This is a genomic window from Mesorhizobium sp. LMG 17147 (genome assembly GCF_024297145.1).
Taxonomy (GTDB): Bacteria; Pseudomonadota; Alphaproteobacteria; order Rhizobiales; family Rhizobiaceae; genus Mesorhizobium.
The window spans coordinates 37,502-60,708 of record NZ_JANCTC010000004.1 but is presented as its reverse complement, the minus strand read 5'-3'; the positions used below and the strand labels follow the sequence as shown (position 1 = coordinate 60,708).

Genomic DNA, 23,207 nt, shown 5'->3' with positions numbered 1-23,207 from the left:
AATGGGGGGCATCCAGCGCCCAAACAGGGCCGCAGGCGCTAGGTGGATGAGCGGCGAGCCGAGATCGACAATCCCTCAGGGACCAGCCACCGGCGTCCAGATCACGTCGTCGACCCTGAGCGCGCCGGTGGCGAGCATTACCAGCCGGTCGAAGCCGAGCGCGGCGCCGCTCGCCTGCGGCATGATGGCGAGCGCGGCGAGGAAATCCTCGTCGATCGGGTAGCGTTCGCCATAGACGCGCTGCTTCTCGTCCATCTCGGCGGCAAAGCGCCGGCGCTGCTCGGCCGGATCGGTCAATTCGCCAAAGGCGTTGGCGAGCTCGATGCCGCAGCAATAGAGCTCGAAGCGCTCGGCGGTGCGTGGATCGTCGGCGCTCGGCCGGGCCAATGCCGCCTCCGAGATCGGGTAGCCGTAGAGGATTGTGGCACATCCCTGCCCCAGCGCCGGTTCGATTTTTTCGACCATCACCCGGCTGAACAGGTCGGCCCAATTGTCGTCGGGCGCGGTCCGCAATTCGGCCTGGACCAGGGCGGCATGCAAGCCCTCGCGGTCGGTGCTGCCGTCCGCTGCTACCGTCGCCAGCAGATCGATGCCGGCATGGCGCATGAAGGCTTCGGCGACGCTCAACCGTTCCGGCTCGGCAAACGGGTCGGCCTGTCGGCCGCGGAAGCTAAAACGCGTCGCTCCAGCCCGTTCGGCCGCCAGCGCGACAAGCTCGGCGCAATCGCGCATCAGGCTCTCATAGGTCTCGCCGACCCGGTACCATTCGAGCATGGTGAACTCAGGATGGTGCAAGGGGCCGCGCTCGCGGTTGCGCCACACAGCCCCGAGGCTGAAGATGCGCTCTTCGCCGGCGGCAAGCAGCTTCTTGCAGGCGAATTCCGGCGAGGTATGGAGATAGAGCGGGTGGCGCTGCCCGTCCGGCCCGATCGCCTCGGTGGCAAAGGCCGACAGGTGCGCTTCATTGCCAGGCGAGACCTGCAGGGCCGATGTCTCCACCTCGACGAAGTCGCGGCGGGCGAACCAGTCGCGCATGCCGGCGGCAATGGCATTGCGCAGGATCAGCCGCGGCCGGCGGTCGGCGTGGACATGCGGCGTCCACCACGGCGAAGCGGCGGTCATCGGCTTCAGGGGAATTGCACAGAGGGCTGGCGATTGCGGCCAAGATGCGCTAGGCCGCACGCAACGGCCTCTCCAGCCGATTTGCGCCAACAAATTTTATCAGGATGGAAACCCGTGAAGGTCATCGCCAGCTCCTTACGCAAAGGCAACGTCGTCGAAAAGGACGGCAAGCTTTATGTGATCCTCTTTGCCGAAAACATTCATCCTGGCAAGGGTACGCCGGTCACCCAGCTCGACATGCGGCGCATCTCCGACGGGGTAAAGGTTTCCGAGCGTTATCGCACCACCGAGCAGGTCGAGCGCGCCTATGTCGAGGAGCGCGAGCACACGTTCCTCTATCGCGACGGCGAAGGCTTTCACTTCATGAACCCGGAGACCTATGATCAGGTCGCGGTGCCGGAAAGCGTGGTCGGCGACATGGCGCCTTATCTGGTGGAAGGGATGCCGGTGCAGATCTCGCAATACAACAACATCGCCATCTCGCTGGTGCTGCCGCAGCGTGCCACTTTCGAGGTGGTCGAGACCGAGCCGGTGACCAAGGGCCAGACGGCATCCTCATCCTACAAGCCGGCAACGCTGTCCAACGGCGTGCGCACCCTGGTGCCACCACACATCAGCGCCGGCACCCGCGTGGTGGTGATGACGGCCGATGGCGCCTATGTCGAGCGCGCGAAGGATTGAGGCGCGAAGCTCGCCGAAAGCGTCGCGGCGGCCGGTCATCGTCTACCGCTTTGTGCCAGGGGCTTTCGAGTATTGGGACGCTGCACGCAGACCGAAGCGTCAACGCCCCAGCCAGTTCCTTCCTATTGCATGACGCCAGCGGGCAATCTCCGAGCCTCGAGCAATGCCGACCGTCCTTTTCGCCAGGTGCCAGGTGGAATGCCGACGAACTTTTTGAAGGCGCGATTGAAGGCGGCTTCCGACTCGTAGCCGACCTCGGCACCCGCCTGCGCGATGCTCATTCCGGGCCGTTCGAGCAGACGTCCCGCCAGTTGCAGACGCCAGCGGGCAAGATAGTGCATTGGCGAGACCCCGACATAGTGGGTAAAGCGGCTCGCAAACGCCGTGCGTGAGAGTCCCACTTCGCGGGCGAGCCGGTCCAATGTCCATTCCTCCCTGGGGCGAGCATGAATAAGCCGGAGCGCCTCGCCGACATGTGGATCCCGTAGGCCTGACAGCCAGCCGCGCGAATCGTCGGGGAGGGTCTCGAGATGACGGCGGATGATCTCGACAAACATCAGCTCGCTCAGCTTGGCGAGGATCGTTTCACAGCCCGCCCGCCCACTGCCACCTTCTGCCAGCGCCAGCCGAAAAAGGTCGATAACCCAGCTGCTTCCATCGGCGGGCTTGCGGGCACACAGGATGGCCGGCAATGCGGCGAGGAGAGGATTGAAGGGACGCGCATCGCACCCAAGATACCCGCAAATGAACCGGGTCCGCTCGTCTCCCCCGCCCCCATGGATGACCGCGAACGGCAGGCTCTCGTCTATCGGCCGATAATACATCGCCATATTGGGTTCGCCCCGCGCCCCGGGTGAGGAGCTCAAGACGTTCGGAACACCACCGGGGAAGACAACGACATCACCGGCGTTCACCAGCACCGGGGGCACCGAATCGTCTGCCAGCGCGGCCCAGCACGACCCCGACATCACGGCATGAAAAGAAATGATGTGCTCTGCCTCCGGCATGACGGCGGCGGCAATGTCGGCAGTGCCCGGCGACTCGCCAACCCAGGGAGAACTGGCGTCGACGTCGAAATAGATCGCACCGGAGAGACGAACGGCCCGGAGCACATCGGAAAGGACATCCATGCACTACACCTCCGGAAACGATCGGCTACTCCCTTTGACAACGAGTTTTTCCGCCAGGCATCTCGAACTATCCGGCAATATGGCCGCCCGAGCAACCATCCATCCGGTCTAATCCTACCCTGAACGATCGGGCAACAGAAATGGACGATGTGACATTTGCGGGAACAGCGGACGGGATTAGCGTTTCGTCGGCCGGCCGACAGGTCCAATAACAGGGAGGAATGTCATGAACGATGAAGACATCACCAAATTCGCAGCAAGCCTGCGAGGCGAAGTCATCCGCGCCGGCGACGCCGGCTATGACGAGGCCCGCAAGCTCTACAACGGCATGATCGACAAGCGGCCGCTGATCATCGCCCGCTGTGTCGACGTCGCCGACGTGATCACAGCGGTGAATTTCGGCCGCGACAACAATTTGCTGGTTGCGGTACGTGGGGGCGGCCATAACGGACCAGGATTGGGGAGTTGCGACGACGGTCTGGTGATCGACCTGTCGGCGATGAACGGTGTGCGCGTCGATCCGGATGCCCGCACGGCGCGGGTAGGCGCGGGCTGCACTCAGGGCGACGTCGACCATGCCACCCATGCCTTCGGCCTGGCGGTACCGGCGGGCATCATCTCGACCACCGGGGTCGCCGGACTGACGCTGAGCGGCGGCCACGGCTATCTGACGCGCAAATATGGCCTGACCATCGACAATCTGGTCGAGGCCGATGTCGTGCTTGCCGATGGAAGCTTCGTCACCGCAAGCAAGGAGCGGAACCCCAACCTGTTCTGGGCGCTTCGCGGCGGCGGCGGCAATTTCGGCATCGTCACCAGCTTTGTGTTCAAGCTCCACCAGGTCAGCATGGTCTTTGCGGGGCCGATCGCATGGGATCAGCGCCACGCCCGCACCATCATGCAGCATTACCGCGAGTTCCTGCCGAACGCGCCCGAAGAACTCGGGATCTTTCTCGGGCTCAAGACCGTCCTCTCGAGCGCACCCTTCCCGGAAGAGTTTTGGGGAAAGCGGATGTGCCTGCTGATGTGCTGCTACAACGGCCCAGAGGAAAAGGGCAAAGAGGCGCTGGCCCCGCTGCTCGGTGCGCTGCCCGCGCCCTGGTTCAACTGGATGGGAACGATGCCCTATCCCGCGGTGCAGAGCATGTTCGATGGGCTCTACCCGAAGGGAATGCAGTGGTACTGGCGAGGCGATTTCGTCAAGACGCTGTCCGACGAGGCGATCGACGCCCATCTCGAGCAGGCGGCGAAGACGCCGAGCGAGCTATCGCTCATGCATCTCTATCCGATCGACGGCGCGGTCCATCGCGTCGGCAAAGACGAGACACCCTGGAATTACCGTGATGCAACCTGGTCGATGGTCATCGCCGGGATCGATCCGGACCCACAGAAAGCCGGGCCGGTGACCCGCTGGACCAAGGCCTACTGGGAGGCCGTGCATCCGTTCGATCTGGGTGGCGCCTACCTGAACTTCATGATGGATGACGAGGGCGAAGGAAGGCTCAAGGCGGCTTATGGCGACAATTATGAGCGCCTGGCCTCGCTGAAGAAGAAATACGACCCAAACAACCTCTTCCGGGTGAACCAAAACATCCGGCCGGCTGCTTGACGGCGGCGACCGGCCAGATCGGCCTCCGCACTGAAGCGCGTCGCGCTGAAACGGGTTCAGTCGACGCGCTTAAGCCCGCTGGGTATTTCGTCGAATCCAGTCAAGCTGTTCGACACGATCGTTCGAATCCCGATACCGCGCCGGTGTACTCGGCCCTTGAGAATCCTTCAGCCTTCGGCAACATGGCGGCAAGGCTGAGAGCATGAGGATGAGCAAGGTCATTTCCGCCGCATCACGGCGTTCGCCGCGCAAGACACCGATGGCGCTGACCGAGGCGCTGGTCGCCCGCACTTTGCGTGCGGTCGAGGATGCCGGGCCGACGCCGGGCATGGTCTACATGACCGATGCCGATTACGCGCGCATTCGCGACGAGGTGTTGGCCGGCGCGCCGGCCGGGCCGGTGAAGCTGTTCGCCTATGGCTCGCTGCTGTGGAAGCCGGCCGGCGAGGTCAGGGGCGGCGAACGGGCCGTGGCGACGGGCTGGCATCGTTCGTTCTGTTTTACGGTGCAGCGCTTCAGGGGCACCGTCGAGCAGCCCGGCCTGATGATGGCGCTCGACCGCGGCGGCCAATGCCAGGGCATGGTGTTCGAGATCGCCGAGCCCGTGGCGGCCAATCTCGAAGCGCTGCTGCGCCGCGAGATGACCATCCTGCCCTCCGTCAACGTGCCGCGCTGGCTGCAGGTCAGGACAGCCGACGGCATGGGCCAAGCGCTTGGTTTCGTTGTCGATCGCGCCAATCCGCGCTATGCCGGCAAACTCGACAAGCGAGCGATAGCGGCGACCCTGGCCAACGCCGTCGGCCATTGGGGTTCGGGCGCCGAATATCTGTTCGAGACCATTCGCCATCTCGACGCCTGTGGCATCCGCGACCGCAATCTCTGGCAGCTGCAGGAACTTGTGGCCGAGGAGATCGGTCGGGCGCTGCCGTCGGGCTTCATTTGTCCCTGAGCCAGACCAGCATCTCGCCTGGGTCGCGGTTGTCCCAGGCGAAATACGGCACGGCGGTGACTTTTGCCTCCTCGACCGCCGGCGGTTCGGTGCGGTAGAGCCCCTCTTGCCAGTTTTCGAAAGCCTCCTTTTTGGCGATCGCCGAAAGTGTCACGACACCGCCCAAAAGGTTCGGCTGCTGATGCGCCTCGATGTCGGCCGTTCGCGGCAGGGCGATGCGGTGCAGCTGGCTGGAATTGTCGGTCTCCTCGACGCAATAGATCAGCGGCCCGCGTGCCAGTGCGACGCGGCCGATATCCTGCCGCACCTGCGGGTTGGCGTATAGACGGTCGACCGCCATTTCGAGGTCGAGCTCGACGCGGTCGCCTTTGCGCCATTCGCGGCGGACCGCGGCATAACCGTCGCTGGTGACAGCAGCCAGATCGACATCGGCGTCGTTCACCTTGAGCGTTGCCTTGCGGCACCAGCCCGGCAGGCGCAGATGCAAGGTGAACGCGGTCGGCAATTCCGGTTCGACGGAGATCGAGATAGCACCGTCCCAAGGATAATTGCTGGTCTGGCTCACCTCTATTTGCCGGCCCGCGATATCGAAACGAGCCGTGCCGTTTCCATAGAGATGGACGGCAAGTGCGTCGTCCGACAGGCCATAGAAATAGCTGCCGATCGAGGCGACCATACGCCCGACATTGGGCGGGCAGCACGGGCAGCGATGCCATTTCCAGCGGTGGTGGGCGCCGCGGCTCTCCAGCGGATTTTCGTAGAAGAACAGCGAGCCGTCGAGCGACAGGCCCGAGATCGAGCCGTTGTAGAGCGCCCGCTCCATGATGTCGGCATAGCGCGCATTGGGACCCATGCCGAGCATGCGGCTCGCCCAGAACACCAGGCCGACCGAAGCACAGGTCTCGGCATAGGCGGTGTCGTTGGGCAGGTCGTAGTCGGCGGTGAAACCCTCATTGTGCGAGGACGGCCCGAGGCCGCCGGTGACGTAGAGGTTCTTGGTCATGAGATCGTCCCACAGCCGGTCGAGCGCCACCCGTAGCGTGTCGTCGCCATATTCGGTGGCGATGTCGGCCATGCCCGAATAGAGATACATCGCCCGCACCGCATGGCCGACGACCTTGTCCTGCTCGCGTACCGGTTTGTGCGACTGGTTGTATTCGTAGGTCTTGAAATGATACGCCTTGGGGTCGGCGCCGCGGGCGCGCGCCTCCTCGTCGAAATAATGCGGCTCAAGTCCCCGCTGGTCGATGAAGTATCTGGCTAGCTCCATGTATTTGCGCTCGCCGGTCACCCGCGCCAGCTTGACCAGCGCCAGCTCGATCTCCTCGTGGCCGCAATAGCCCTTCTTCTTGCCGGGCTCGGGACCGAACGTCTCGGCGATATGGTCGACGTAACGGCACATGATGTCGAGCAGCTTGCGCTTGCCGGTGGCCTGGTAGTAGGCGACGGCGCCTTCGATCAGATGGCCGGCGCAATAGAGCTCGTGGCAGTCGCGCAGATTGGTCCAGCGCAGGCCGGGCTGGATGCGTTGGTACCAGCTCGACAGATAGCCGTCGGGCTGCTGCAGCTTGCCGTACATATCGATGACGGCGTCGATCTTCTTCTCCAGCTCCTCGTTGCGGCGACGGTAGAGCGAATAGGCGGCGGTCTCGATGGTCTTGCCCCAATCCGAGTCCCAGAACATCTGGGTGGTCACCGTCGAGCCGGTGAACTCGTTGCCGGCGGTGGCGGCCTCGTCCGGCGAGGGTGAGTGGAACGGGATGACGACGCCCGGCGACGGCCGGTCCGGATCGATCTGCTCGAGCATGCGCGCCTCGACGCAGCGGTCGTAGAGGATGCCGGCGGTCTTCGAGGCGACGGCATCGACGCGGTCGCCCCAGAAGCCGCGCACGTCGACCTGCGGCACCGGCAGCGGGCGGAAGGCGAGTTTCGGCTTGACGCCCTGACTGGCGGATTGCGATGCGGTCATCAATTTACTCCGGTTCGGTTCGATTGGTCACTTCACGGCCCCTGCCATCAGGCCGCGGATGTAGAAGCGCTGCAGCAGCAGGAAAAGCACGAGGCACGGCACCATCATCACGGTGACGCCGGCCTGCACGGCACCCCAGTCGATGGCGCCGAAGCGGCCGGACTGGAGTGCGGTCATCATGATCGGCAGCGTGAATTTGGACTGGTCGGTCATCAGCACGAGCGCTGCCAAGAACTCGTTCCAGGCCCCGAGGAAGGCGAACAGCGCGATGGTGACGATGCCCGGCCAGACCAGCGGCAGCATCACCCTCAAGAGCATGGTGACATTGTTGGCGCCGTCCATGCGCGCGGCCTCCTCGATCTCGCGCGGCACCGCGTCGAAGGCGTTGCGCATCATGAAGATCGAGAACGGCAGCTGCAGCGTGACATAGACGCAGACCAGCCCGGTCAGCGTGTTGTGCAGGCCGATTTTTGTCAGCACCAGAAAGATCGGCGTCAGGATCGATTGGAACGGGATCATGATCGTCGACAGGATGACGACGAAGAGCAGGTTCTTCAGCGGAAAACGAAAGCGCGAGAAACCGTAGCCGGCGAGCACGCTGACGATCACCGACAGCACCACGGTCATGACCGAGACGTAGATGCTGTTTTGCGCCGGCAGCCAGAGGCCATCGCCGAAGGTGTTGAGCGTGGCGTAGTTCTCGAGCGAGATGCCGCTGGTCGGCCAGGGCGGCAGCGGCGGCTGGCGTGCCTCCTGCGCCGGCTTGAAGGCCGAAAGCACCGTCCAGGCGATCGGCGCCAGGAACAGAATGGAGGCGATGATGCCGGTCGAGTGCTCGGCAATCTGCATGCCGATGCGGCGTTTGCGGCTCCTGGCCTGCGCCATCAGTCGACCCCCTCGGGCTGGCGCAGCAGCCGCAGCTGGATGAGGCTGAGCGCCACCAGGATGACCAGCAGGACCATCGAAAGTGCCGCGCCATAGCCGAGCTTGAACGACACGAAGGACTGGTTGAAGATCCAGTAGACGGCGGTCAGCGTCTGGTTGCGCGGGCCGCCGCGCAGGATGATGTAGAACTGGTCGAAGGCGAGGATCGAGCCGGCCACCGACAGGATCAGCGCCAGCGCCAGCGTGCGGCGCATCAAGGGCAAGGTGATCGCCCGGAACCGCGCGAATGGCCCTGCCCCGTCGATCATCGCCGCTTCCTGCAGATCCGGCGGGATCGATTGCAGGCCGGTCATCAGGATGATCATGGTAAAGCCCGCCACCTTCCACACCACCATGGCGATGATCGACCAGAAGGCTGGCTGGAAGGTCGCCAGCAGGTTGAATTTCTTCTCGGTCAGGCCAAGCTCGAAGGCGGCCGGGCTGAACAGGCCGGAATCGACATTGAGCAGCCATGACCACAAAAGGCTGGCCGAGGCGAAACCAATGACCGCCGGCATGAAGAAGGACGTGCGGTAGAAGCCGGTCAGCTGCCGCGGCCTTTCGATGAACAGCGCCAGCGGAAAGGCGACGGCGAAGATCGCGATCGTGACCACCACGGTGTAGTAGCCGGTGAACTTCAGCGCGTTCCAGAAGCGGGTGTCGCGCAGGATCGCCCAGTAATTGTCGAGCCCGACAAAGCTGTGCGCGCCCATCAGCGGCCAGTTGTGCAGCGACATCCAGGCCGTCATGCAAAGCGGCACGATGAAGAAGACGACGACAAGCGCCACGGCCGGCGCGACGTAGAGCAGGCCGATCCACTGCCGGCGGCCGGCGCCAACGAGTTTGCGGGGGCGCGTCGGGGCGGAGATTGCTGTGATGGTGGTCATGGCTGGCCGCTCGCCTTCCCTTCTCCCCTTGTGGGAGAAGGTGGATCGGCGCGCAGCGCCGAGACGGATGAGGGGTGTTGGACGGATCGCCGTGGGTGCCAAGCTGGAGCACCCCGCATCCGTCGCCTTCGGCGACACCTTCTCTCATAAGGGGAGAAGGGGGAGCCAGCATTGCAACGGCGTACTGTGATGGTGCTCATGCCTGTTGTTCCATTGGCGGGACGTCCCCCTCCCCCTTGAGGGGAGGGTCCGGCCGAAGGCCGGGGGTGGGGTCCTCCGCGAAGCGCGCCGACATCAAAAGAGCGTCGAGCACTGCCGCGATGACCCCACCCGGACCTGCGGTCCGACCTCCCCTCGAGGGGGAGGTTAAGGGGTTGCCGGGGGTGGGGTCTTCCGCGAAGCGCGCCGACATCAAAAGAACGTCGAGCACTGCCGCGATGACCCCACCCGGACCTGCGGTCCGACCTCCCCTCGAGGGGGAGGTTAAGGGGCTGCCGGGGGTGGGGTCCTCCGCGAAGCGCGCCGACATCAAAAGAGCGTCGAGCACTGCCGCGATGACCCCACCCGGACCTGCGGTCCGACCTCCCCTCGAGGGGGAGGTGGGCGCCGGCGCTTTACTTCTGCGGCGCCGAATCGATGATCGACTGCATGGTCTCCTGCGCGTTGGCGATGGCGCCGTCGACGTCTTCGCCGAAGAAGACCTCGTTCATCATCTGGTTCCACGGACCGTTGGCCGAATTGATCAGGTCATTGAACACCACCGAATAGGGCGTGCGGCCCTTGGCCATGGCTTCGGCGGCAACCTTGTAGCGTGGGTCGAGGTCTTTCAGCGCCTCATTGGCGATGTCGCCGCGCACCGGCAGGCTGCCGTATTTCGCCAGGATGGTCTGGCCTTCGAGCGAATAGGCGAAATCGAGGAACTCCTTCACCACCGCGACCTTGGTGGTGCCCTTGGTGACGACGAAATTGTCGCCGCCGGCAAACGACGACCAGCCGCCGTCCTTGCCGGGCAGGAAGGTGATGCCGTAGTCGATATCGGGATATTGCGTGTTAAGCGCGCCGATGGCGAAGGCGCCGGACGGCGAGAGACCGATATTGCCGGTGGCGAAGGCGGCAAAGAAGTTGGAGCCGGTGTCGGTCTGTGCGCCTGAAGGCACCAGGTCCTTCTTGACCATCGAACGGTAGAGGTCGATGGCGCCGCGCATCTGCGGCGTGTCCAGCGTCGCCTTGGAGCCGTCCTCCGTCAGGATGTCGCCGCCCGAGGCCCAGATCAGCGGCGTGAAGGTGAAGATGTTGCAGCCGCCGCAATTGCCGGAGAAATAGAAGCCCTTGATGTCGCCGCCGAGCGCGTTGACCTTTTCGGCGTCGCTCTCGATCTCGGCCCAGTTGGTCGGGCCCTTTTCCGGGTCGAGGCCGGCCTGCTTGAACAGCTTCTTGTTCCAGATCAGCACCGAGGAATCCGCCGAGAACGGCAGCCCGTAGATGCGGCCCTTATAGGTGCCGGTCTTGACATGCGCCGGCGACAGGCTGGCGAAATAGGGCAGCGATTTCGCCCAGTCGGTGATGTCCTCCAGCTGGCCGGCGGCGGCGAAGGACGGTGTGTAGATCAGGTCGAGCGAGAGTGCATCCGGCGCGGTGCCGCCGGCGGCGGCCGCGCCGTATTTCGGGATGATTTCGGCATTGGGGATGATGTCCAGCTTGATCTGGTTCTGATGCCCCTTGTTGAAGGCATCGACGATGCGCGGCATGAAGTTCGAGCCGTCGGCGCGAACCCAGATGTTGGCGGTGTCGGCGGCGGCCGGACCGACTGTCGCCAGCGTGCCGAAAATGCTCGCCGCGATGGCGAGCCCGGTAATGGTGGTTCTCATGCTTCTCCTCCACATGGTTTTAACTCGGCCGCGCCCCAGCGCTTTGCAATCGACACAGCCCGTTTCGTTTCAGCCGTCCGGCGGACGGCCGCATGACTGACGCACCACCAGCCGGCACGGCAGTTTTCTGATGCCCGGCAAAGCGGGTTCGCCGCCGACGAGCGAAAGCAGGGCAAGGCCGGCCTCGCGGCCAAGTGCTGCGAGATTCATGTCGACCGAGGTCAGCGGCGGCCGGGTCGCCTCGGCGACGATCTGCCAATTGTCGAAGCCGATGACGCCGACCTCGTCCGGCACGCCGATACCGCGCTCGCGCAAGGCGTCGATGACGCCGCGCGCGATCTGGTCGTTGCCGCAAAACACCGCGTCCGGTTTTTCGCGCGTGCCGTCAAACCCCTCGCCGTCGAACAGCGTCTTGACCGCCTCATGCCCCCAAGCCTCCGACCAGTAGCCGAGCAGCGGCTCCATGACCGGCAGGCCGTTCTCGGCCAGCACCGCGCGATAGGCCTCGGCGCGGGCATGCACCACGGCAAAACTCGCCGGACCGCTGACATGGGCGATGCGCCGCCGCCCAAGCCGGCAAAAGTGCTCGACCGCCAGCCGCGCCCCGCCGGCATCGTCGGAGACGAAGGCGATGGCGTTGGGATCGGGCTCGGTAAAGGCATAGATCGCCGGAATGCCGAGATTGGCGAGGTCGACCGGCAAATGGCGGTCGATGCGCTTGCCGGTGGCGATGATGCCGTCGACGCGCTTGTCGAGCATGGCATCGACATGCAGCTGGGCAAGGCGCGGGTCGTCCTCGACATTGCACAAAAACACCGAGACGCCGGCATCGACCAGCGCATCGGAAACGCCGGCCATCAGCGGCAGCGAAAAGCGGCCATAGGTGTCGTTGGTCAAAAGCCCGACGGTAAAGGAGCGCCGCCGCAACAGGCTCTGCGCCAGGCTGTTCGGGCGAAAGCCAAGCCGCTGCGCCGTCTCGCGAATCCGGGTCCGCGTCTCGGCCGTCATCCGCCCCTGCCCGTTGAGGGCCTTCGAGGCGGTGGCAACGCTGACGCCGGCAAGTGCCGCCACCTCACGCAAGGTGACGGGCTGCTTGGCGGGTGCTGGCTGCGCATCGGACGCCATGATTTCGATATCGATCCTCCCAGGTGGGAAAAGCTTTTCTCTTATGGCCCCTCAGGGTGCTGATTGGTGATGTCAGCGGATGGGAGGCGACTTGGGAAAAGGTTTTCTCAAGGGAGAGATTAGGACGAAGGATGTGGGGATGGCAAGGGGGAATGGCCGCTCAGCGGCACCGCGATCGAATAATCGCGGTGCCGCAGTCTAACCGTACGGCTAGCAACTCTCAGTCTGCGGATCGCACGCCTTGTTTTCCTTTTTCTGCGGCTTGGGCTTGGCCGCCTGCTCGGGCTCGGCTTGCTGCTGCTCGGCGGGCTGCTCCTTGGCTTTCTGCTTTTCAGGCTTAGCCGCCTGCTCGGGCTCGGCCTGCTGCTGCTCGGCGGCGGGCTGCTTCCTGGCCTTCGGCTTCTCAGGCTTGGCCGCCTGCTCGGGCTCGGCCTGCTGCTGCTCGGCGGCGGGCTGCTTCTTGGACTTCGGCTTCTCAGGCTTGGCCGCCTGTTCGGGCTCGGCCTGCTGCTCGGCGGCGGGCTGCTTCTTGGTCTTCTGCTTCTCAGGCTTGGCCGCCTGCGCGGGCTCAGTCTGCTGCTCGGCGGCGGGCTGCTTCTTGGTCTTCTGCTTCTCAGGCTTGGCCGCCTGTTCGGGCTCGGCCTGCTGCTGCTCGGCGGCTGGCTGCTTCTTGGTCTTCTGCTTCTCAGGCTTGGCCGCCTGTTCCGGCTCGCCCTGCTGCTGCTCGGCGGCGGGCTGCTCGCCGACCTTCGGCTTCTCAGGCTTGGCGGTTTCTTCGGGCTTGGCCTGCTCGGTCGATGCAGCACCTTCGGTCGGCTTCGATTTTCGGCCAGCCTGAACCTGCTTCACCTCCTCGATGTCTTTGAGCTTGGCTGGTTTGGCCTTAGGGTCGGCTTTCACCTCGCCCTCAAAGACAGCGACCGTATCGTTTTCCAGTTTGCCGGCCTGTTCGGGCGCGTCGGTCTTGCTGACCTTGACGGCAGTCACCTTCTGGTTCGTCTCCTTTTCGATCACATCGACATCAATGACTTTGTTGATCACGACGTTGTTCCGGATCGTCACGTCGCCGGCCGGCTCGGCCGCCTCCACGATGCGCACAAACTCCGGCTCATCACGGATAACGACGGTAGAAATGTCCGCGGCAAGGAATTCGCGGGTGGGGACCACAACCCAGTAATAATCCGGCGTCGTGTCGAAGGTCACCTCGATTGAAATCAAATCCGGATCACGGCGCGGCGGCAGCGGAGCCCAAATCATGTGCTCCCTGTCACGACGCCAACTCACCCATGCTGGCGCCCAGCGAGTGCCCGGAACCCAGTACCAGCCGATATCGTCGGCATAGCCCCACCGGCCGTAATGGTACGTCGCCCAGCCGAATGGCTCGTCGGATACCCACAGCCAGCCGTACTGCTCGGTGTAGACCCAATGTCCAAGCGTATACGGACGCCAATCGTCAGGCACATCAACCGGCACGAAAACGGTCGCTCCGTGATACGAGACCCAATCGCCGTAGGAAGACAGGTCTTCGTAGAATGTGCTGATCGAAACGGTGGTGGCAGCCCTTGCCTCTGACACAAGCGACAATGGCGCAATTGGGTTGGGAATCTCGACGACCGTGAGCAGAGAGGCGGCGCCGAGCATCAGTCGCACCGCATGTTGGGCAAGGACGCGTTTCATCGTAATCTTCCTCCGAAACAGATCGCCCTTCATCGTACAAACCCGCCGGCTGCCGGATTGTTCCATTTTGCCGATGCTATCCGCGTCCGCTGACGCAACGGCTTGGCATCGCACGATGATATTTGGGATCAGAGTTGCTGCATGAAGGCGGTGACCGTCACAAATGCGCGCCGAAGGCGCGGCGATAGGTCGTTGGTCAGCGGGCCCGACGGTAAGGGAGCCGCCGCAACAGGCTCTGCGCCAGGCTGTTCGGGCGAAAGCCAAGCCGCTGCGCCGTCTCGCGAATGCGGGTCCGGGTCTCGGGGGTCATCCGCCCCTGCCCGTTCAGCGCCTTCGAGACGGTGGCGACGCTGACGCCGGCGAGCGCGGCCACCTCACGCAAGGTGACGGGCGGCTTGGCGGGCGTTGGCTGGGCGTCGGAGGCCATGGTTCGGATATCGATCCTCCCATTTGAGAAAAGCTTTTCTCTTATGGCGCTGCGAGACGGTGAATGGTGAAGTCAGCGCGTGCGGGGCGAGTTGGGAAAAGGTTTTCTCAGAGGGAGATTAGCATAAAAAAGATAAAGGTAAATGCAAGAGGCATGGCTCCGGCTTAGATCGCTATTTTCCAATAGTGGAGCGCATCACACACCTCGTCGCGCGGGTAGTATTCACCGGCCGTCTTCAAATCCGATCGAATGCGTTCAAGCCGTCGGTCCGCGCTCTGTCGAATTCTGTCGCTGATCGGCGCCACGCCGAGCGGAGTGGAGGACGAGCCGTCGCGGGGCCAACTAGCCGGATAGGCACCCCAATCGGCCCAAGCGTTGATTGATGCGATTGAATGGGTCAGGCTGCTATGGTCGCAATGCCAGCCGTAGAAATTTCGTGCGCATATCCGCAGCATGGCCTTCACCTCCGGCATTGTATCTGTGAAAGCTTTCAAGGGCGTGGGTAGCAGCACCATGTTAGCGACGCAGGAATAAAAACGACGGTCCTGAACGACTGCATTTGATTCCTGGTACAGCGCGTCATCGACGCCCCAAATGTGGCAGCACGACCAGTTAGGGCGATCATCCGATCGAAACCCGAGCGCATGTGTCAGAGATTTGTTGGCGTAGACGTTTCCCTCTCGCTTGTGTTCGGAATGGCCTGACTGACGATTCTTGTTCATCTGAGGCTTCGACCAATTCTCCTTGTAGAAATAGGCGCGCCGCGCGTGTTCAGGATACCAGATAGGCAGAAGCCGGAACGTTACAGGATCTATCCAACGTGCTGTTCGCTCGATGAGGCGCATGACCTCACCTAGTTCTAGCTCCGCACGCAGCGCTGCGAGCCCGTCTGGCAATGTCGTGAAAGCTGAACCACCCCCGGCAGTATTCATTGAAGGCGGCTCCTCGAGCATTTGCGCCGCGCTTCTCCTAGGCTGAGAGCCGGAGGGCGGGGCAACTAGGTTTTTGCGACTATGAATTTTGCGCGTTCAAGCAATTCGTCAAATGTAATAATTTCTGGCTGACGAGTATGCCGGCGCAGGAGTTCGAACGATGCGAACTTCTCATGATTTATCCCTTGGTTGGTCCGGAACTCCGCCAAACTTCCGATAATCAGGTATGATCTAGGCTGATACGAATGCACAACCTCCCCAGTCGGGGCGCCCTGCTCATTTGTCGATCGAAGCACGGGACTTAGAGCAACGTTCTCAATGGTCTTTTGAACTGTCTTTTGGGCCTGCGCAATGCCCCCACTGAGCTCCCTAGACGCCTGCCAACAATCGCTGCGGTACTGATGTCTCTCGACTAGATCCGCCTTGGGAGTCTTGATCTCGACCAAGCAAAGAGAGCTGATGATCCCGGCTGTCTTCAAAACACCATCGGCGATCTTACCAGAGCCGGCGAAGTCGAAACCATGAACGGTCTGCTGCAACCGCTTGCCATCAAGCGGGCAATTAAACACGAAATCCAAACCGTATCCAAAGATCCAGGTATTCGCCTCAAAGAAATGCTGCCATATAGCTTCTAACCCGCCACCAATGCAATAATCTTGCCTATATCGTTCAATAATCGCTTCGTCGTGCAATAGGCTTTCGAAGATTGAAAGTTGAGCTTTTCGATATCCAACATTCACTAGGTCCGCAGACGTAATATGACCGTTGCGAACCGCTTCGGTAACTAATTCTTGACCCTCAGCGGTTGCGATGAGCGTTCGAAAGCTCCTCATCGTATCCGCATCCAATGCAGGATTGTCCGCCAACGGTATGCGACGCTCATTGAGAGAATTTAAATCAAGACCGGCCAAACCCTGCAAGAAGCCAATCAGCCCGACAAAGAATGAGAAGGAAAATCTGATGCCTTCAGCCTGTTCAACGTACCCGGCGCGCGCAAAGTACTGAAAGCGCTTCATCTCAATGTACTTGATGGCACCTCCATGCTCGGACCTCACGAACGTGAGAGTCGTTTTGATCTTATTGCGCGTTGGGATGGGATGATCGGCCTCAACCGACAAAGGCAATCCATCGACGTCGGACGACACCACGGTAAAAAACTTCCCCGCACCGTTCCGGAAGGCATGCGTGTAGAGATGATCCAGGCGATGGCGATCGATTATCTCCGCCTCTGGGGCGTCCGTAGCACTAGAATCCATGTTCTTAGTTGGCTCCAAAATGAGCTCGGGCGACAAAAGGCTACTCAATATGCTCGATGAATGTGATGGTACTGCCGCCACCGTTCAGGGTGTCGAATATCTCCAATTTGGAACGGTTGAGGAGATCGCGCCAGATAATCTCCATATCGCCGAACGCATCTTTGACGAACTGCTCGTTGAGTTGGCTTTGCCAATCGGCCGTCAAATAGCCCCGCTTCTCGAGCTCTTCATGAGTCGTGATGATCTCCTTGTCATTCTGCAACTCGATTGGCTTGCCAGGGGCCAAGGTGTCTCGAAAATTCTTTAGAGCGCGTACCGTCTTGTAAGGCCTGGTTTGTTCGTCAAATGCTACGCCGAGTTGCTTGGTGACCATTTTGACCTTCGTCAGGTACGGAGCTCTCTCATCCCATTTGGGAATGAGTTTATACCCGAGAAAGTTGATCTTCGCCTCGAGAGCGAAAGCTATCATTGTAAGGCAGGCCATCATTTCGAGCGCGACGCCTTCGCGATCATCATTCTTCAACCGCTCTGCGATGCGGTTGTTGAAATAGTAGGCTGCGTTTGCAAGATCGTTGTGAACGAAGAAATGGCGATGTTCTCGTAGCCTCACTTTTATCTTGTTCATATTATCGCCCCATACTCTTTAGTTATCATCGAGGACAATGAGCGCTCCGGCAAGCCCCGCACGTCGTAACGACTCATTGCTTAAAGCAATGCCCGCGGTGCCATTGTAGGAAATGAGGATGAGGGCGTTCAAATTGTCGGCCCGGCGAAAGCGCGCGGCGAGTCTTGTTTATGAACGCCTGCACGCTGTCGAGGTCGTTGACCTGGCGCGAAATCAGGATTTCCAGATCGTCGGAAAGGCTGATCAATCCGCGATCGAACATCCAGTGCGCGGTACCGGACAGTGCGATCCCATTGTTGATGATATCAGGACCAGTGGCTTCAACCGGTCGAATATGCGCGGCGGAGACCTCCGCTCGGCCGCCACCATTTATCAACTTGAGTCCCGTAATCGCGCAGCGTTCGTCATAGGCCCGCAAGACGGTGCGGCGGAAAATACGATCCCGTACGATTCGCGAGCCAATGTAACTCACGCGGTCGCGGCTCTGCTCGAACTCGAACGGCGCCTGCTCATCCTTAAAGCCGAACGACGTCCCGATCTCATCAACGCGCGGCAGCAACGACTCATTGTTGTCCAGGCCCAGATCGATAATCCGGTTGAAGTCACTTGGACCGATTGGGCGGACGGCAGATTGGGCGCGACCGGAAATCCGCCCTTCGTCGTTGAGTACACTCTTCTCCACGATGCCATTCGTCCCGTTAAACGGAACAGGATTGATGAAGTCGAGATAGGTTCCGGGCTCAATCAGAGCGAGGTACATATCAGGCGTCACAGGATCGGGGATGACCTGTTGGACCTTGGCTACGGCGAAATACCCGCGGCTGTCTTCTACCTTGCTGGGCTCATAGTAGATGATCCAGTCGCCGACGCATGCTTCAACGCGGCGCAGATACTGGCTAGGAAACTGGTATTGCTCAGCGGGGCGGTCGTTGTAGATCGAATCTGACCGGTGAATGAAGACCCCGAATCCCATGATCTTTTTACAATTCGTTCTTTGGAGATATCTGCCTCAGATGTAATACCAATCCGATCTTGGGAGCGTAGTCCAGGCCGGAGAAGCTTTTCCCCAAAGTATCGGTCTTTGGAAGCGAATAGGAAAAAGCTCCTCTGATCCGCCCTTTCTCGCTGCTGCGAACTTCTTGATCCAGCCACAAGCCCAAATTGCTGGATTTGGCAGCCCAGGAGGCGTAGGCTTGGTTTTTGGTTCAGCAATGGAACAGAGACTAGCCGCAATTCTGGCTGCCGATATGGCGGGCTACAGCCGGCTAATGGAGGCCGACGAATCCGGCACGCTCGCACGCCTTCGGACCCATCGCATAGAACTGGTCGATCCCGCCATCGCCAAGAACAAGGGCCGGATCATCAAGACCACCGGAGACGGCATGCTCGTTGAGTTCCAGAGCGTGACCGATGCCGTGAAATGCGCCGTGGAAATCCAACAGCGCATGAAACGGCGCAATTCGGATGTGCCGCAAGAACGGCGTATCGAGTTCAGGATCGGCATAAATCTCGGCGACATCATTTTCGACGATGAGGACATTTTCGGCGACGGCGTCAATATTGCGTCGCGCATCGAGCAACTCGCCGACGTCGGCGGTATCTGCGTGACCGCAGCGGTGGCGACCCAAATTGCCGACCGTCTCGAAATTGCCATGGAGGACCTGGGCGAGAAGACGTTGAAGAACATCAGCCGCCCGGTTCGCCTCTATCGCATCGGGCTTGACAGTCCTGTCCTGCCGGAAGTCGAGGCAAAGCGATCCATCTCGAAACCTTCGATAGTGGTGCTGCCATTCACCAACATGAGCGGCGACCCCGAGCAGGAATTTTTCGCGGACGGACTGACCGAGGACATCATCACCGAACTGTCCCGCCACCATGAGTTGTTCGTCATCTCGCGCAATTCCAGCTTCGTCTACAAGAACCGCGCGGTGAATGTGCGCGAGGTGGCCGAGAAACTCGACGTCCAATACCTGGTGGAGGGAAGCGTCCGCAAGATCGGCGAGAGGGTGCGCGTGACGGTTCAGCTCATCGACACCGCGAATGACGCTCATATCTGGGCAGACAAGTATGACCGGAAGCTGGTCGACATATTCGCGATTCAGGATGAGGTGACGGCGGCGATCGCAGCCACGCTGCCCGGTCGTGTCGAGGCGGCTCAGCGCGACCAGCTCGCGCGGGCGAAACCTGCAAACATGGCCGCGTATGAGTGCGTGCTTGCTGCCAAGGTGCTGCATCACCGAAGCACGATTGCGGATAATGAACGCGCGCGAACCTTGATAGAAAGGGCCGTCGCGCTCGACCCCGATTATGCCCATGCCCATGCCTGGCGGGCCTGCATTCTTGGCCAGGCCTGGGTCCATAACTGGTGCGAAGACAGGGATGCCGTCTGGAACAGCATTATGGCGGCGCTGGACAGGGCACTGGCGCTGGACAACAACGATGCCGATGTCCACCGCATTCTCGCGGCAGTGAACGTGAACAACAATGAGCTGACCACAGCGCGCTACCATCAGGAGCGGGCGCTGGCCCTCAATCCCAATTACGACCTCGTGGTGGTGCAGCAAGGCGAGTTGTTGACGTGGCTGGGCAGGCCGGAAGAGGGAATTGAATGGATCCGCAAGGCCATGCAGTTGAACCCACACCACCCGGAGAGGTTCTGGAGCCATCTGGGAAAGGCGCATTTCGCCGCGCGCCAGTATGGCGAGGCGATCGAAGCTTTCATGCATCTGTCAACCATGGACGCGGCTCAGCACGCTTTCGCCGCTGCCTGCTACGGCTGGCTCGGCGACGAAATCGCTGCCGCGGCGCATCTCGGCAAGATCAGAACGCTCGATCCCCAATTCGACCTCGATTCATTCATCGCCACCCTGCACTATGCCCAGGAGTCCGATGTGCAGCACATCCGCGAAGGACTGCTGAAAGCCGGTATTGGCAAGCTGTAGGCAGCCCGTAATTGCAGGCCGGAGAAGCTTTTCCCACAGTATCGGTCTTTGGAAGCGAATGGGGAAAGCCCTCCCCCTGAAAAGGCGCCGCGCTAGTTGACGGTGCAGTTCGCACAAGACCCGCACGGCCGTCCCGATAGAAGGAACCCGCCATGAGAAAACTCATCATCACGGAATTCATCAGCGTCGATGGCATTGCCGAGGTCGAGAAGCTGCCGAGCGTGGCCTGGAACGATGAGATGCAAAAGTTCAAGGAGGACGAGCTTGCCGACAGTGGCGCCATGCTGTTGGGGCGCACGACCTATGAGATTTTTGCCGGCTCGTGGCCCAAGGAGACCGGAGACTTCGCCGACCGGTTCAACGCGCTGCCGAAATATATCGCCTCGACCAGCTTGCAGGCGCTCGACTGGCAGCCGGCCGAGCTGCTGACTGGCGCGTTGCCGGACGCGGTCAGAGGGCTGAAGCAAGGCAGCGGCGGCAACATCTATGTGCATGGCAGCCTCAGCGTCGCGCAGGAATTGCTGCGCAACGGCCTGGTCGACCGCATCAGGCTGCTCAGCTACCCCGGTGCCGTCGGCCAGGGCAAGCTGCTGTTCCCGCCCGGCGCGCAATTGCCGCTCGAGCTGATCTCGGCCACGCAATTCAGCAACGGCGTGGTGGCGCTGGAGTATGCGGCCGGGACGGCGTGATCAGCCAAATCTTCCCCCCTCGAGGGGGAGATGCCCGGCAGGGCAGAGGGGGTCGGTTCGACCGGGCGCGGTTCCTCTCTTTCGACAGTGGCGCATTGCGCGAGACGACCCCCTCTGTCGCCTTCGGCGACATCTCCCCCTCAAGGGGGGAGATTGGCAGCTTCCCTACACCTTCCGCCGCCTGCCCGCGACCGCAGCGTCTTCCCTCGCCTTCAGCGCCTTCTCCACCTCGCGCTTCAGCTCGTCCTTGATCGCAACCGTCTCGGCCATCAGCGCCTCGACCTTCATGAAGTCGAGCACCCGGTATTTCGACACTGCCGGCCGGACCAATATGTCGGGCCGGCTCTGGTTCAGCTTGCTGGCGATGATCGACTGCATCATCAGCTGCGTGGCGCCGAACATCAGGTCGACGGAGGTCGGGAATTTGCGGCCGGCCTCGGTCGGCGCGCCGACCACGTCGACGGCAATGATGATGTCGGCGTCGAGCTCGATCAGGTCGAATGGCACGGGATTGTAGATGCCGCCGTCGATCAGCATCCTGCCGTCGCGCATCACCGGGCGGAACACCGCCGGAATCGCCGCCGAGGCGGCCAGCGCCGAAGGCAGTTCGCCTTCGGCCAACACCGCGAGCTTGTGGCCATAAAAATCCGTTGCCGTCACCTTCAGCGGAATTTTGAGTTCGGCGAAGGTCTCGGGAATGGCATCGGGCAGGAACGCCTTGAGGATGCGCTCGACATTGAACTGGCTGACCCGCAGGCCGCCCTGCATTGCCTCGGCAAAAGTGCCGGGCCGCGCCCGCCACATGCGCGTCGCCACCTCCGCGCGCCGGCCGAGGATCGAGCGCGCATAGTCGTGGATGTCCTTGCCGGTCATACCCGAGGCCATGCCGGCGCCCATGATGGCGCCGATCGACGAGCCGGCGATTGCCGCCGGCCTGATGCCCAGCTCGTCCAGCGCCTCGATAACATGGATATGCGCCAGCCCGCGCGCGCCGCCGCCGCCAAAGGCGATGCCGAAGCTAGGGCTCATCCCTTGTTGGCCGCGCCCAGCTTCGGCCCGACCACCATGACGGCCGGCTCGGCGGAGAGCAGCTTTTTCGCCACCGCCTTCACCTGGTCCTGCGTCACCGCGTTGATCAGGGCGGCGCGGCGCTGCATGTAGTCGATGCCGAGCTTGCCGAGCTGGATCTCGACCAGCGTTGAGGCGATCGCGCCCGAGGAATTCAGATTGTTGATGGCATAGGCGCCGATCATGTATTTCTTGGTCGCCGCCAGCTCGGCTTCGGTCGGCCCCTCGTCGGCCATACGCTTGACCACGTCGCGCACCACGGCCAGCGTCTCGGCCGCCCTGTCGGCGCGGGTCGAGGTGGTGATGGACAGCGCCTCGGAATGCTGGTGGTCGACGAGGTCGGAGCTGACGCTGTAGGCCAGGCCGCGCTTTTCGCGCACCTCGTCGAACAGCCGCGAGGTGAAGGTGCCGCCGCCGAGGATCTCGTTCATCAGCACCGCGGCGAAAAAGTCCGGCGCATTCCGCTTCACGCCGGGATAGGCGAGCTGCAGCGAGGCCTGCGGCTGGTCGTACACGACCTCGAGCTGCTGGCCGAGCTTCAGGTCGATGTCGGGAACGGGCGTCAGCGCCTGCTTTTCCGGCAAACTGCCGAACACCAGGTCGAGCTTCTGCTTCAGCGTCTCGGCATCGATGGCGCCGACCACCGCGACATGCAGGCCGTCGCGGGCGAAATTTGCTTTGTGGAAGGCGCTGAGATCGGCCGGGGTGATCGTCGCGATGCTTTGCCTGGTGCCCTGGTCGGGCCGCGCATAGGGATGCCTGCCGTAGATCGCGTCCAGCCATTTGCGTTGGGCGAGCGTATCGGGATCGCGCTCGCTGGCGATGATGCCGGACAGGATTTGCGCGCGGATGCGGTCGATCGGCACCTGGTCGAAGCGCGGCTGGTTGACCGCCACGCGCAGCAGGTCGAAGGCGCCGTCGCGCTGGTCGGCCAGCATGCGCATCGAACCGTAGATGCCGTCGCGCTGCGCATCGAAGCTCATCTCGGCGCCGACCTCGTCAAGCTTGATCTGGAAGGCCTCGCTGTCGAGGTTGCCGGCACCTTCGTCGAACAGGCCGCTCATCAGATTGGCAAGCCCTTCCTTACCGGGCGGATCCTGCGTCGCGCCGCCATCGAAAACGAAGCGGATGGCGACGATCGGCACCGAATAATCCTCCACCAGCCAGGCGGTAATGCCCTTCGGCGAGGTCACCTCCTGGATGTTCATGGCGGCGCGAGCGGAAAGCGCCGGCAAGACGAGGAAGACGAGGGAGAGGAATAGGGTCGCTAGAAGCGGGCCGGCTCCCCTTGTGGGAGAAGGAGAGGAGCCCACGAGGAGAGAAGACA

The 23,207-nt window shown here is 62.1% G+C and carries 19 protein-coding genes and 1 pseudogene; 5 read left to right on the top strand and 15 right to left on the bottom strand.

The features are described from left to right. Nucleotides 1-75: 75 nt before the first annotated feature. On the bottom strand, nucleotides 76-1,122 hold the full coding sequence (gene epmA / locus NMG46_RS09725; RefSeq protein WP_254817454.1) for an EF-P lysine aminoacylase EpmA: 1,047 nt from the start codon (nucleotides 1,120-1,122) through the stop codon (nucleotides 76-78). A gap of 114 nt (nucleotides 1,123-1,236) precedes the next feature. On the opposite strand from epmA, the gene efp reads away from it, so the two are divergent. Beyond that, complete coding sequence (efp, locus tag NMG46_RS09720; RefSeq protein ID WP_023674374.1) at nucleotides 1,237-1,803, top strand: elongation factor P; 567 nt, start codon at nucleotides 1,237-1,239, stop codon at nucleotides 1,801-1,803. Between the two features lie 122 nt (nucleotides 1,804-1,925). On the opposite strand, the gene NMG46_RS09715 is transcribed toward efp, so the two are convergent. After that, entirely contained in the window at nucleotides 1,926-2,933 is a 1,008-nt protein-coding gene (locus NMG46_RS09715) for an AraC family transcriptional regulator (RefSeq protein ID WP_254817453.1), read from the bottom strand. A gap of 226 nt (nucleotides 2,934-3,159) precedes the next feature. Here NMG46_RS09715 and NMG46_RS09710 point away from each other — a divergent pair, with 226 nt between their 5' ends. Together NMG46_RS09710 and NMG46_RS09705 are read left to right on the top strand one after the other, a co-directional pair. Beyond that, nucleotides 3,160-4,542 carry an FAD-binding oxidoreductase gene (locus NMG46_RS09710; RefSeq protein WP_254817452.1) on the top strand — a complete coding sequence of 461 codons (1,383 nt, stop codon included), beginning with the start codon at nucleotides 3,160-3,162 and terminating at the stop codon, nucleotides 4,540-4,542. A gap of 208 nt (nucleotides 4,543-4,750) precedes the next feature. Further along, nucleotides 4,751-5,491: a gamma-glutamylcyclotransferase gene (locus NMG46_RS09705; RefSeq protein ID WP_254817451.1), complete on the top strand. Its 741-nt coding sequence runs from the start codon at nucleotides 4,751-4,753 to the stop codon at nucleotides 5,489-5,491. On the opposite strand, the gene NMG46_RS09700 is transcribed toward NMG46_RS09705, so the two are convergent. The 11 genes and pseudogenes from NMG46_RS09700 to NMG46_RS09650 form a co-directional block, all read right to left on the bottom strand. Then, entirely contained in the window at nucleotides 5,478-7,460 is a 1,983-nt protein-coding gene (locus NMG46_RS09700; protein ID WP_254817450.1) for a glycoside hydrolase family 127 protein, read from the bottom strand. The two genes, NMG46_RS09705 and NMG46_RS09700, sit on opposite strands and share 14 nt — an antisense overlap. A 27-nt stretch (nucleotides 7,461-7,487) precedes the next feature. Continuing rightward, nucleotides 7,488-8,345 carry a carbohydrate ABC transporter permease gene (locus NMG46_RS09695; protein ID WP_254817449.1) on the bottom strand — a complete coding sequence of 286 codons (858 nt, stop codon included), beginning with the start codon at nucleotides 8,343-8,345 and terminating at the stop codon, nucleotides 7,488-7,490. Continuing rightward, the gene (locus NMG46_RS09690) at nucleotides 8,345-9,271 is read right to left on the bottom strand and encodes a carbohydrate ABC transporter permease (RefSeq protein ID WP_254817448.1); all 927 of its coding nucleotides are present in this window, start codon (nucleotides 9,269-9,271) and stop codon (nucleotides 8,345-8,347) included. Before NMG46_RS09690 ends, NMG46_RS09695 begins: the two co-directional genes overlap by 1 nt. Nucleotides 9,272-9,885: 614 nt before the next feature. Next, entirely contained in the window at nucleotides 9,886-11,139 is a 1,254-nt protein-coding gene (locus NMG46_RS09685) for a sugar ABC transporter substrate-binding protein (protein WP_254817447.1), read from the bottom strand. A gap of 69 nt (nucleotides 11,140-11,208) precedes the next feature. Further along, nucleotides 11,209-12,264, bottom strand: a complete 1,056-nt coding sequence (locus tag NMG46_RS09680; RefSeq protein WP_254817446.1) for a LacI family DNA-binding transcriptional regulator — start codon at nucleotides 12,262-12,264, stop codon at nucleotides 11,209-11,211. 210 nt (nucleotides 12,265-12,474) lie between these two features. Continuing rightward, nucleotides 12,475-13,974: a DUF6600 domain-containing protein gene (locus NMG46_RS09675; RefSeq protein WP_254817445.1), complete on the bottom strand. Its 1,500-nt coding sequence runs from the start codon at nucleotides 13,972-13,974 to the stop codon at nucleotides 12,475-12,477. 187 nt (nucleotides 13,975-14,161) lie between these two features. Next, nucleotides 14,162-14,368: pseudogene (locus NMG46_RS09670) on the bottom strand (LacI family DNA-binding transcriptional regulator); the annotation flags it as partial. A 164-nt stretch (nucleotides 14,369-14,532) separates the two neighbouring features. Beyond that, entirely contained in the window at nucleotides 14,533-15,321 is a 789-nt protein-coding gene (locus NMG46_RS09665) for a hypothetical protein (protein ID WP_254817444.1), read from the bottom strand. A gap of 44 nt (nucleotides 15,322-15,365) precedes the next feature. After that, complete coding sequence (locus NMG46_RS09660) at nucleotides 15,366-16,556, bottom strand: Shedu immune nuclease family protein (RefSeq protein WP_254817443.1); 1,191 nt, start codon at nucleotides 16,554-16,556, stop codon at nucleotides 15,366-15,368. A gap of 40 nt (nucleotides 16,557-16,596) precedes the next feature. Beyond that, nucleotides 16,597-17,181, bottom strand: coding sequence for a hypothetical protein (locus NMG46_RS09655; RefSeq protein ID WP_254817442.1), 585 nt, complete (start codon nucleotides 17,179-17,181; stop codon nucleotides 16,597-16,599). A gap of 73 nt (nucleotides 17,182-17,254) precedes the next feature. Then, a complete protein-coding gene (locus tag NMG46_RS09650; protein ID WP_254817441.1) occupies nucleotides 17,255-18,154 on the bottom strand; it encodes an HNH endonuclease in 900 nt (299 codons plus the stop codon). Between the two features lie 238 nt (nucleotides 18,155-18,392). Here NMG46_RS09650 and NMG46_RS09645 point away from each other — a divergent pair, with 238 nt between their 5' ends. Then, nucleotides 18,393-20,123 (top strand): adenylate/guanylate cyclase domain-containing protein, encoded by a 1,731-nt coding sequence (locus NMG46_RS09645; protein WP_254817440.1) that lies wholly within the window; start codon nucleotides 18,393-18,395, stop codon nucleotides 20,121-20,123. A gap of 152 nt (nucleotides 20,124-20,275) precedes the next feature. Beyond that, complete coding sequence (locus tag NMG46_RS09640; protein WP_254817439.1) at nucleotides 20,276-20,812, top strand: dihydrofolate reductase family protein; 537 nt, start codon at nucleotides 20,276-20,278, stop codon at nucleotides 20,810-20,812. A 165-nt stretch (nucleotides 20,813-20,977) separates the two neighbouring features. Here the strand turns inward: NMG46_RS09640 and NMG46_RS09635 are convergent, their stop codons facing one another. Together NMG46_RS09635 and NMG46_RS09630 are read right to left on the bottom strand one after the other, a co-directional pair. After that, nucleotides 20,978-21,841 (bottom strand): patatin-like phospholipase family protein, encoded by an 864-nt coding sequence (locus NMG46_RS09635; protein WP_254817438.1) that lies wholly within the window; start codon nucleotides 21,839-21,841, stop codon nucleotides 20,978-20,980. Beyond that, entirely contained in the window at nucleotides 21,838-23,088 is a 1,251-nt protein-coding gene (locus NMG46_RS09630) for a M16 family metallopeptidase (RefSeq protein ID WP_368389290.1), read from the bottom strand. Before NMG46_RS09630 ends, NMG46_RS09635 begins: the two co-directional genes overlap by 4 nt. Nucleotides 23,089-23,207 lie beyond the last annotated feature (119 nt).

What these genes read in the sequence shown, in the direction of transcription:
- NMG46_RS09695 (WP_254817449.1), bottom strand. Translation starts at nt 8,345, where the DNA reads ATGGCGCAGGCCAGGAGCCGCAAACGCCGCATCGGCATGCAGATTGCC.
- NMG46_RS09640 (WP_254817439.1), top strand. Translation starts at nt 20,276, where the DNA reads ATGAGAAAACTCATCATCACGGAATTCATCAGCGTCGATGGCATTGCC.
- NMG46_RS09660 (WP_254817443.1), bottom strand. Translation starts at nt 16,556, where the DNA reads ATGGATTCTAGTGCTACGGACGCCCCAGAGGCGGAGATAATCGATCGC.
- NMG46_RS09680 (WP_254817446.1), bottom strand. Translation starts at nt 12,264, where the DNA reads ATGGCGTCCGATGCGCAGCCAGCACCCGCCAAGCAGCCCGTCACCTTG.
- NMG46_RS09685 (WP_254817447.1), bottom strand. Translation starts at nt 11,139, where the DNA reads ATGAGAACCACCATTACCGGGCTCGCCATCGCGGCGAGCATTTTCGGC.
- NMG46_RS09650 (WP_254817441.1), bottom strand. Translation starts at nt 18,154, where the DNA reads ATGGGATTCGGGGTCTTCATTCACCGGTCAGATTCGATCTACAACGAC.
- NMG46_RS09705 (WP_254817451.1), top strand. Translation starts at nt 4,751, where the DNA reads ATGAGCAAGGTCATTTCCGCCGCATCACGGCGTTCGCCGCGCAAGACA.
- NMG46_RS09675 (WP_254817445.1), bottom strand. Translation starts at nt 13,974, where the DNA reads ATGAAGGGCGATCTGTTTCGGAGGAAGATTACGATGAAACGCGTCCTT.
- NMG46_RS09645 (WP_254817440.1), top strand. Translation starts at nt 18,393, where the DNA reads ATGGAACAGAGACTAGCCGCAATTCTGGCTGCCGATATGGCGGGCTAC.
- NMG46_RS09635 (WP_254817438.1), bottom strand. Translation starts at nt 21,841, where the DNA reads ATGAGCCCTAGCTTCGGCATCGCCTTTGGCGGCGGCGGCGCGCGCGGG.
- NMG46_RS09715 (WP_254817453.1), bottom strand. Translation starts at nt 2,933, where the DNA reads ATGGATGTCCTTTCCGATGTGCTCCGGGCCGTTCGTCTCTCCGGTGCG.
- NMG46_RS09665 (WP_254817444.1), bottom strand. Translation starts at nt 15,321, where the DNA reads ATGCTCGAGGAGCCGCCTTCAATGAATACTGCCGGGGGTGGTTCAGCT.
- NMG46_RS09690 (WP_254817448.1), bottom strand. Translation starts at nt 9,271, where the DNA reads ATGACCACCATCACAGCAATCTCCGCCCCGACGCGCCCCCGCAAACTC.
- epmA (WP_254817454.1), bottom strand. Translation starts at nt 1,122, where the DNA reads ATGACCGCCGCTTCGCCGTGGTGGACGCCGCATGTCCACGCCGACCGC.
- NMG46_RS09710 (WP_254817452.1), top strand. Translation starts at nt 3,160, where the DNA reads ATGAACGATGAAGACATCACCAAATTCGCAGCAAGCCTGCGAGGCGAA.
- NMG46_RS09655 (WP_254817442.1), bottom strand. Translation starts at nt 17,181, where the DNA reads ATGAACAAGATAAAAGTGAGGCTACGAGAACATCGCCATTTCTTCGTT.
- NMG46_RS09700 (WP_254817450.1), bottom strand. Translation starts at nt 7,460, where the DNA reads ATGACCGCATCGCAATCCGCCAGTCAGGGCGTCAAGCCGAAACTCGCC.
- NMG46_RS09630 (WP_368389290.1), bottom strand. Translation starts at nt 23,088, where the DNA reads ATGAACATCCAGGAGGTGACCTCGCCGAAGGGCATTACCGCCTGGCTG.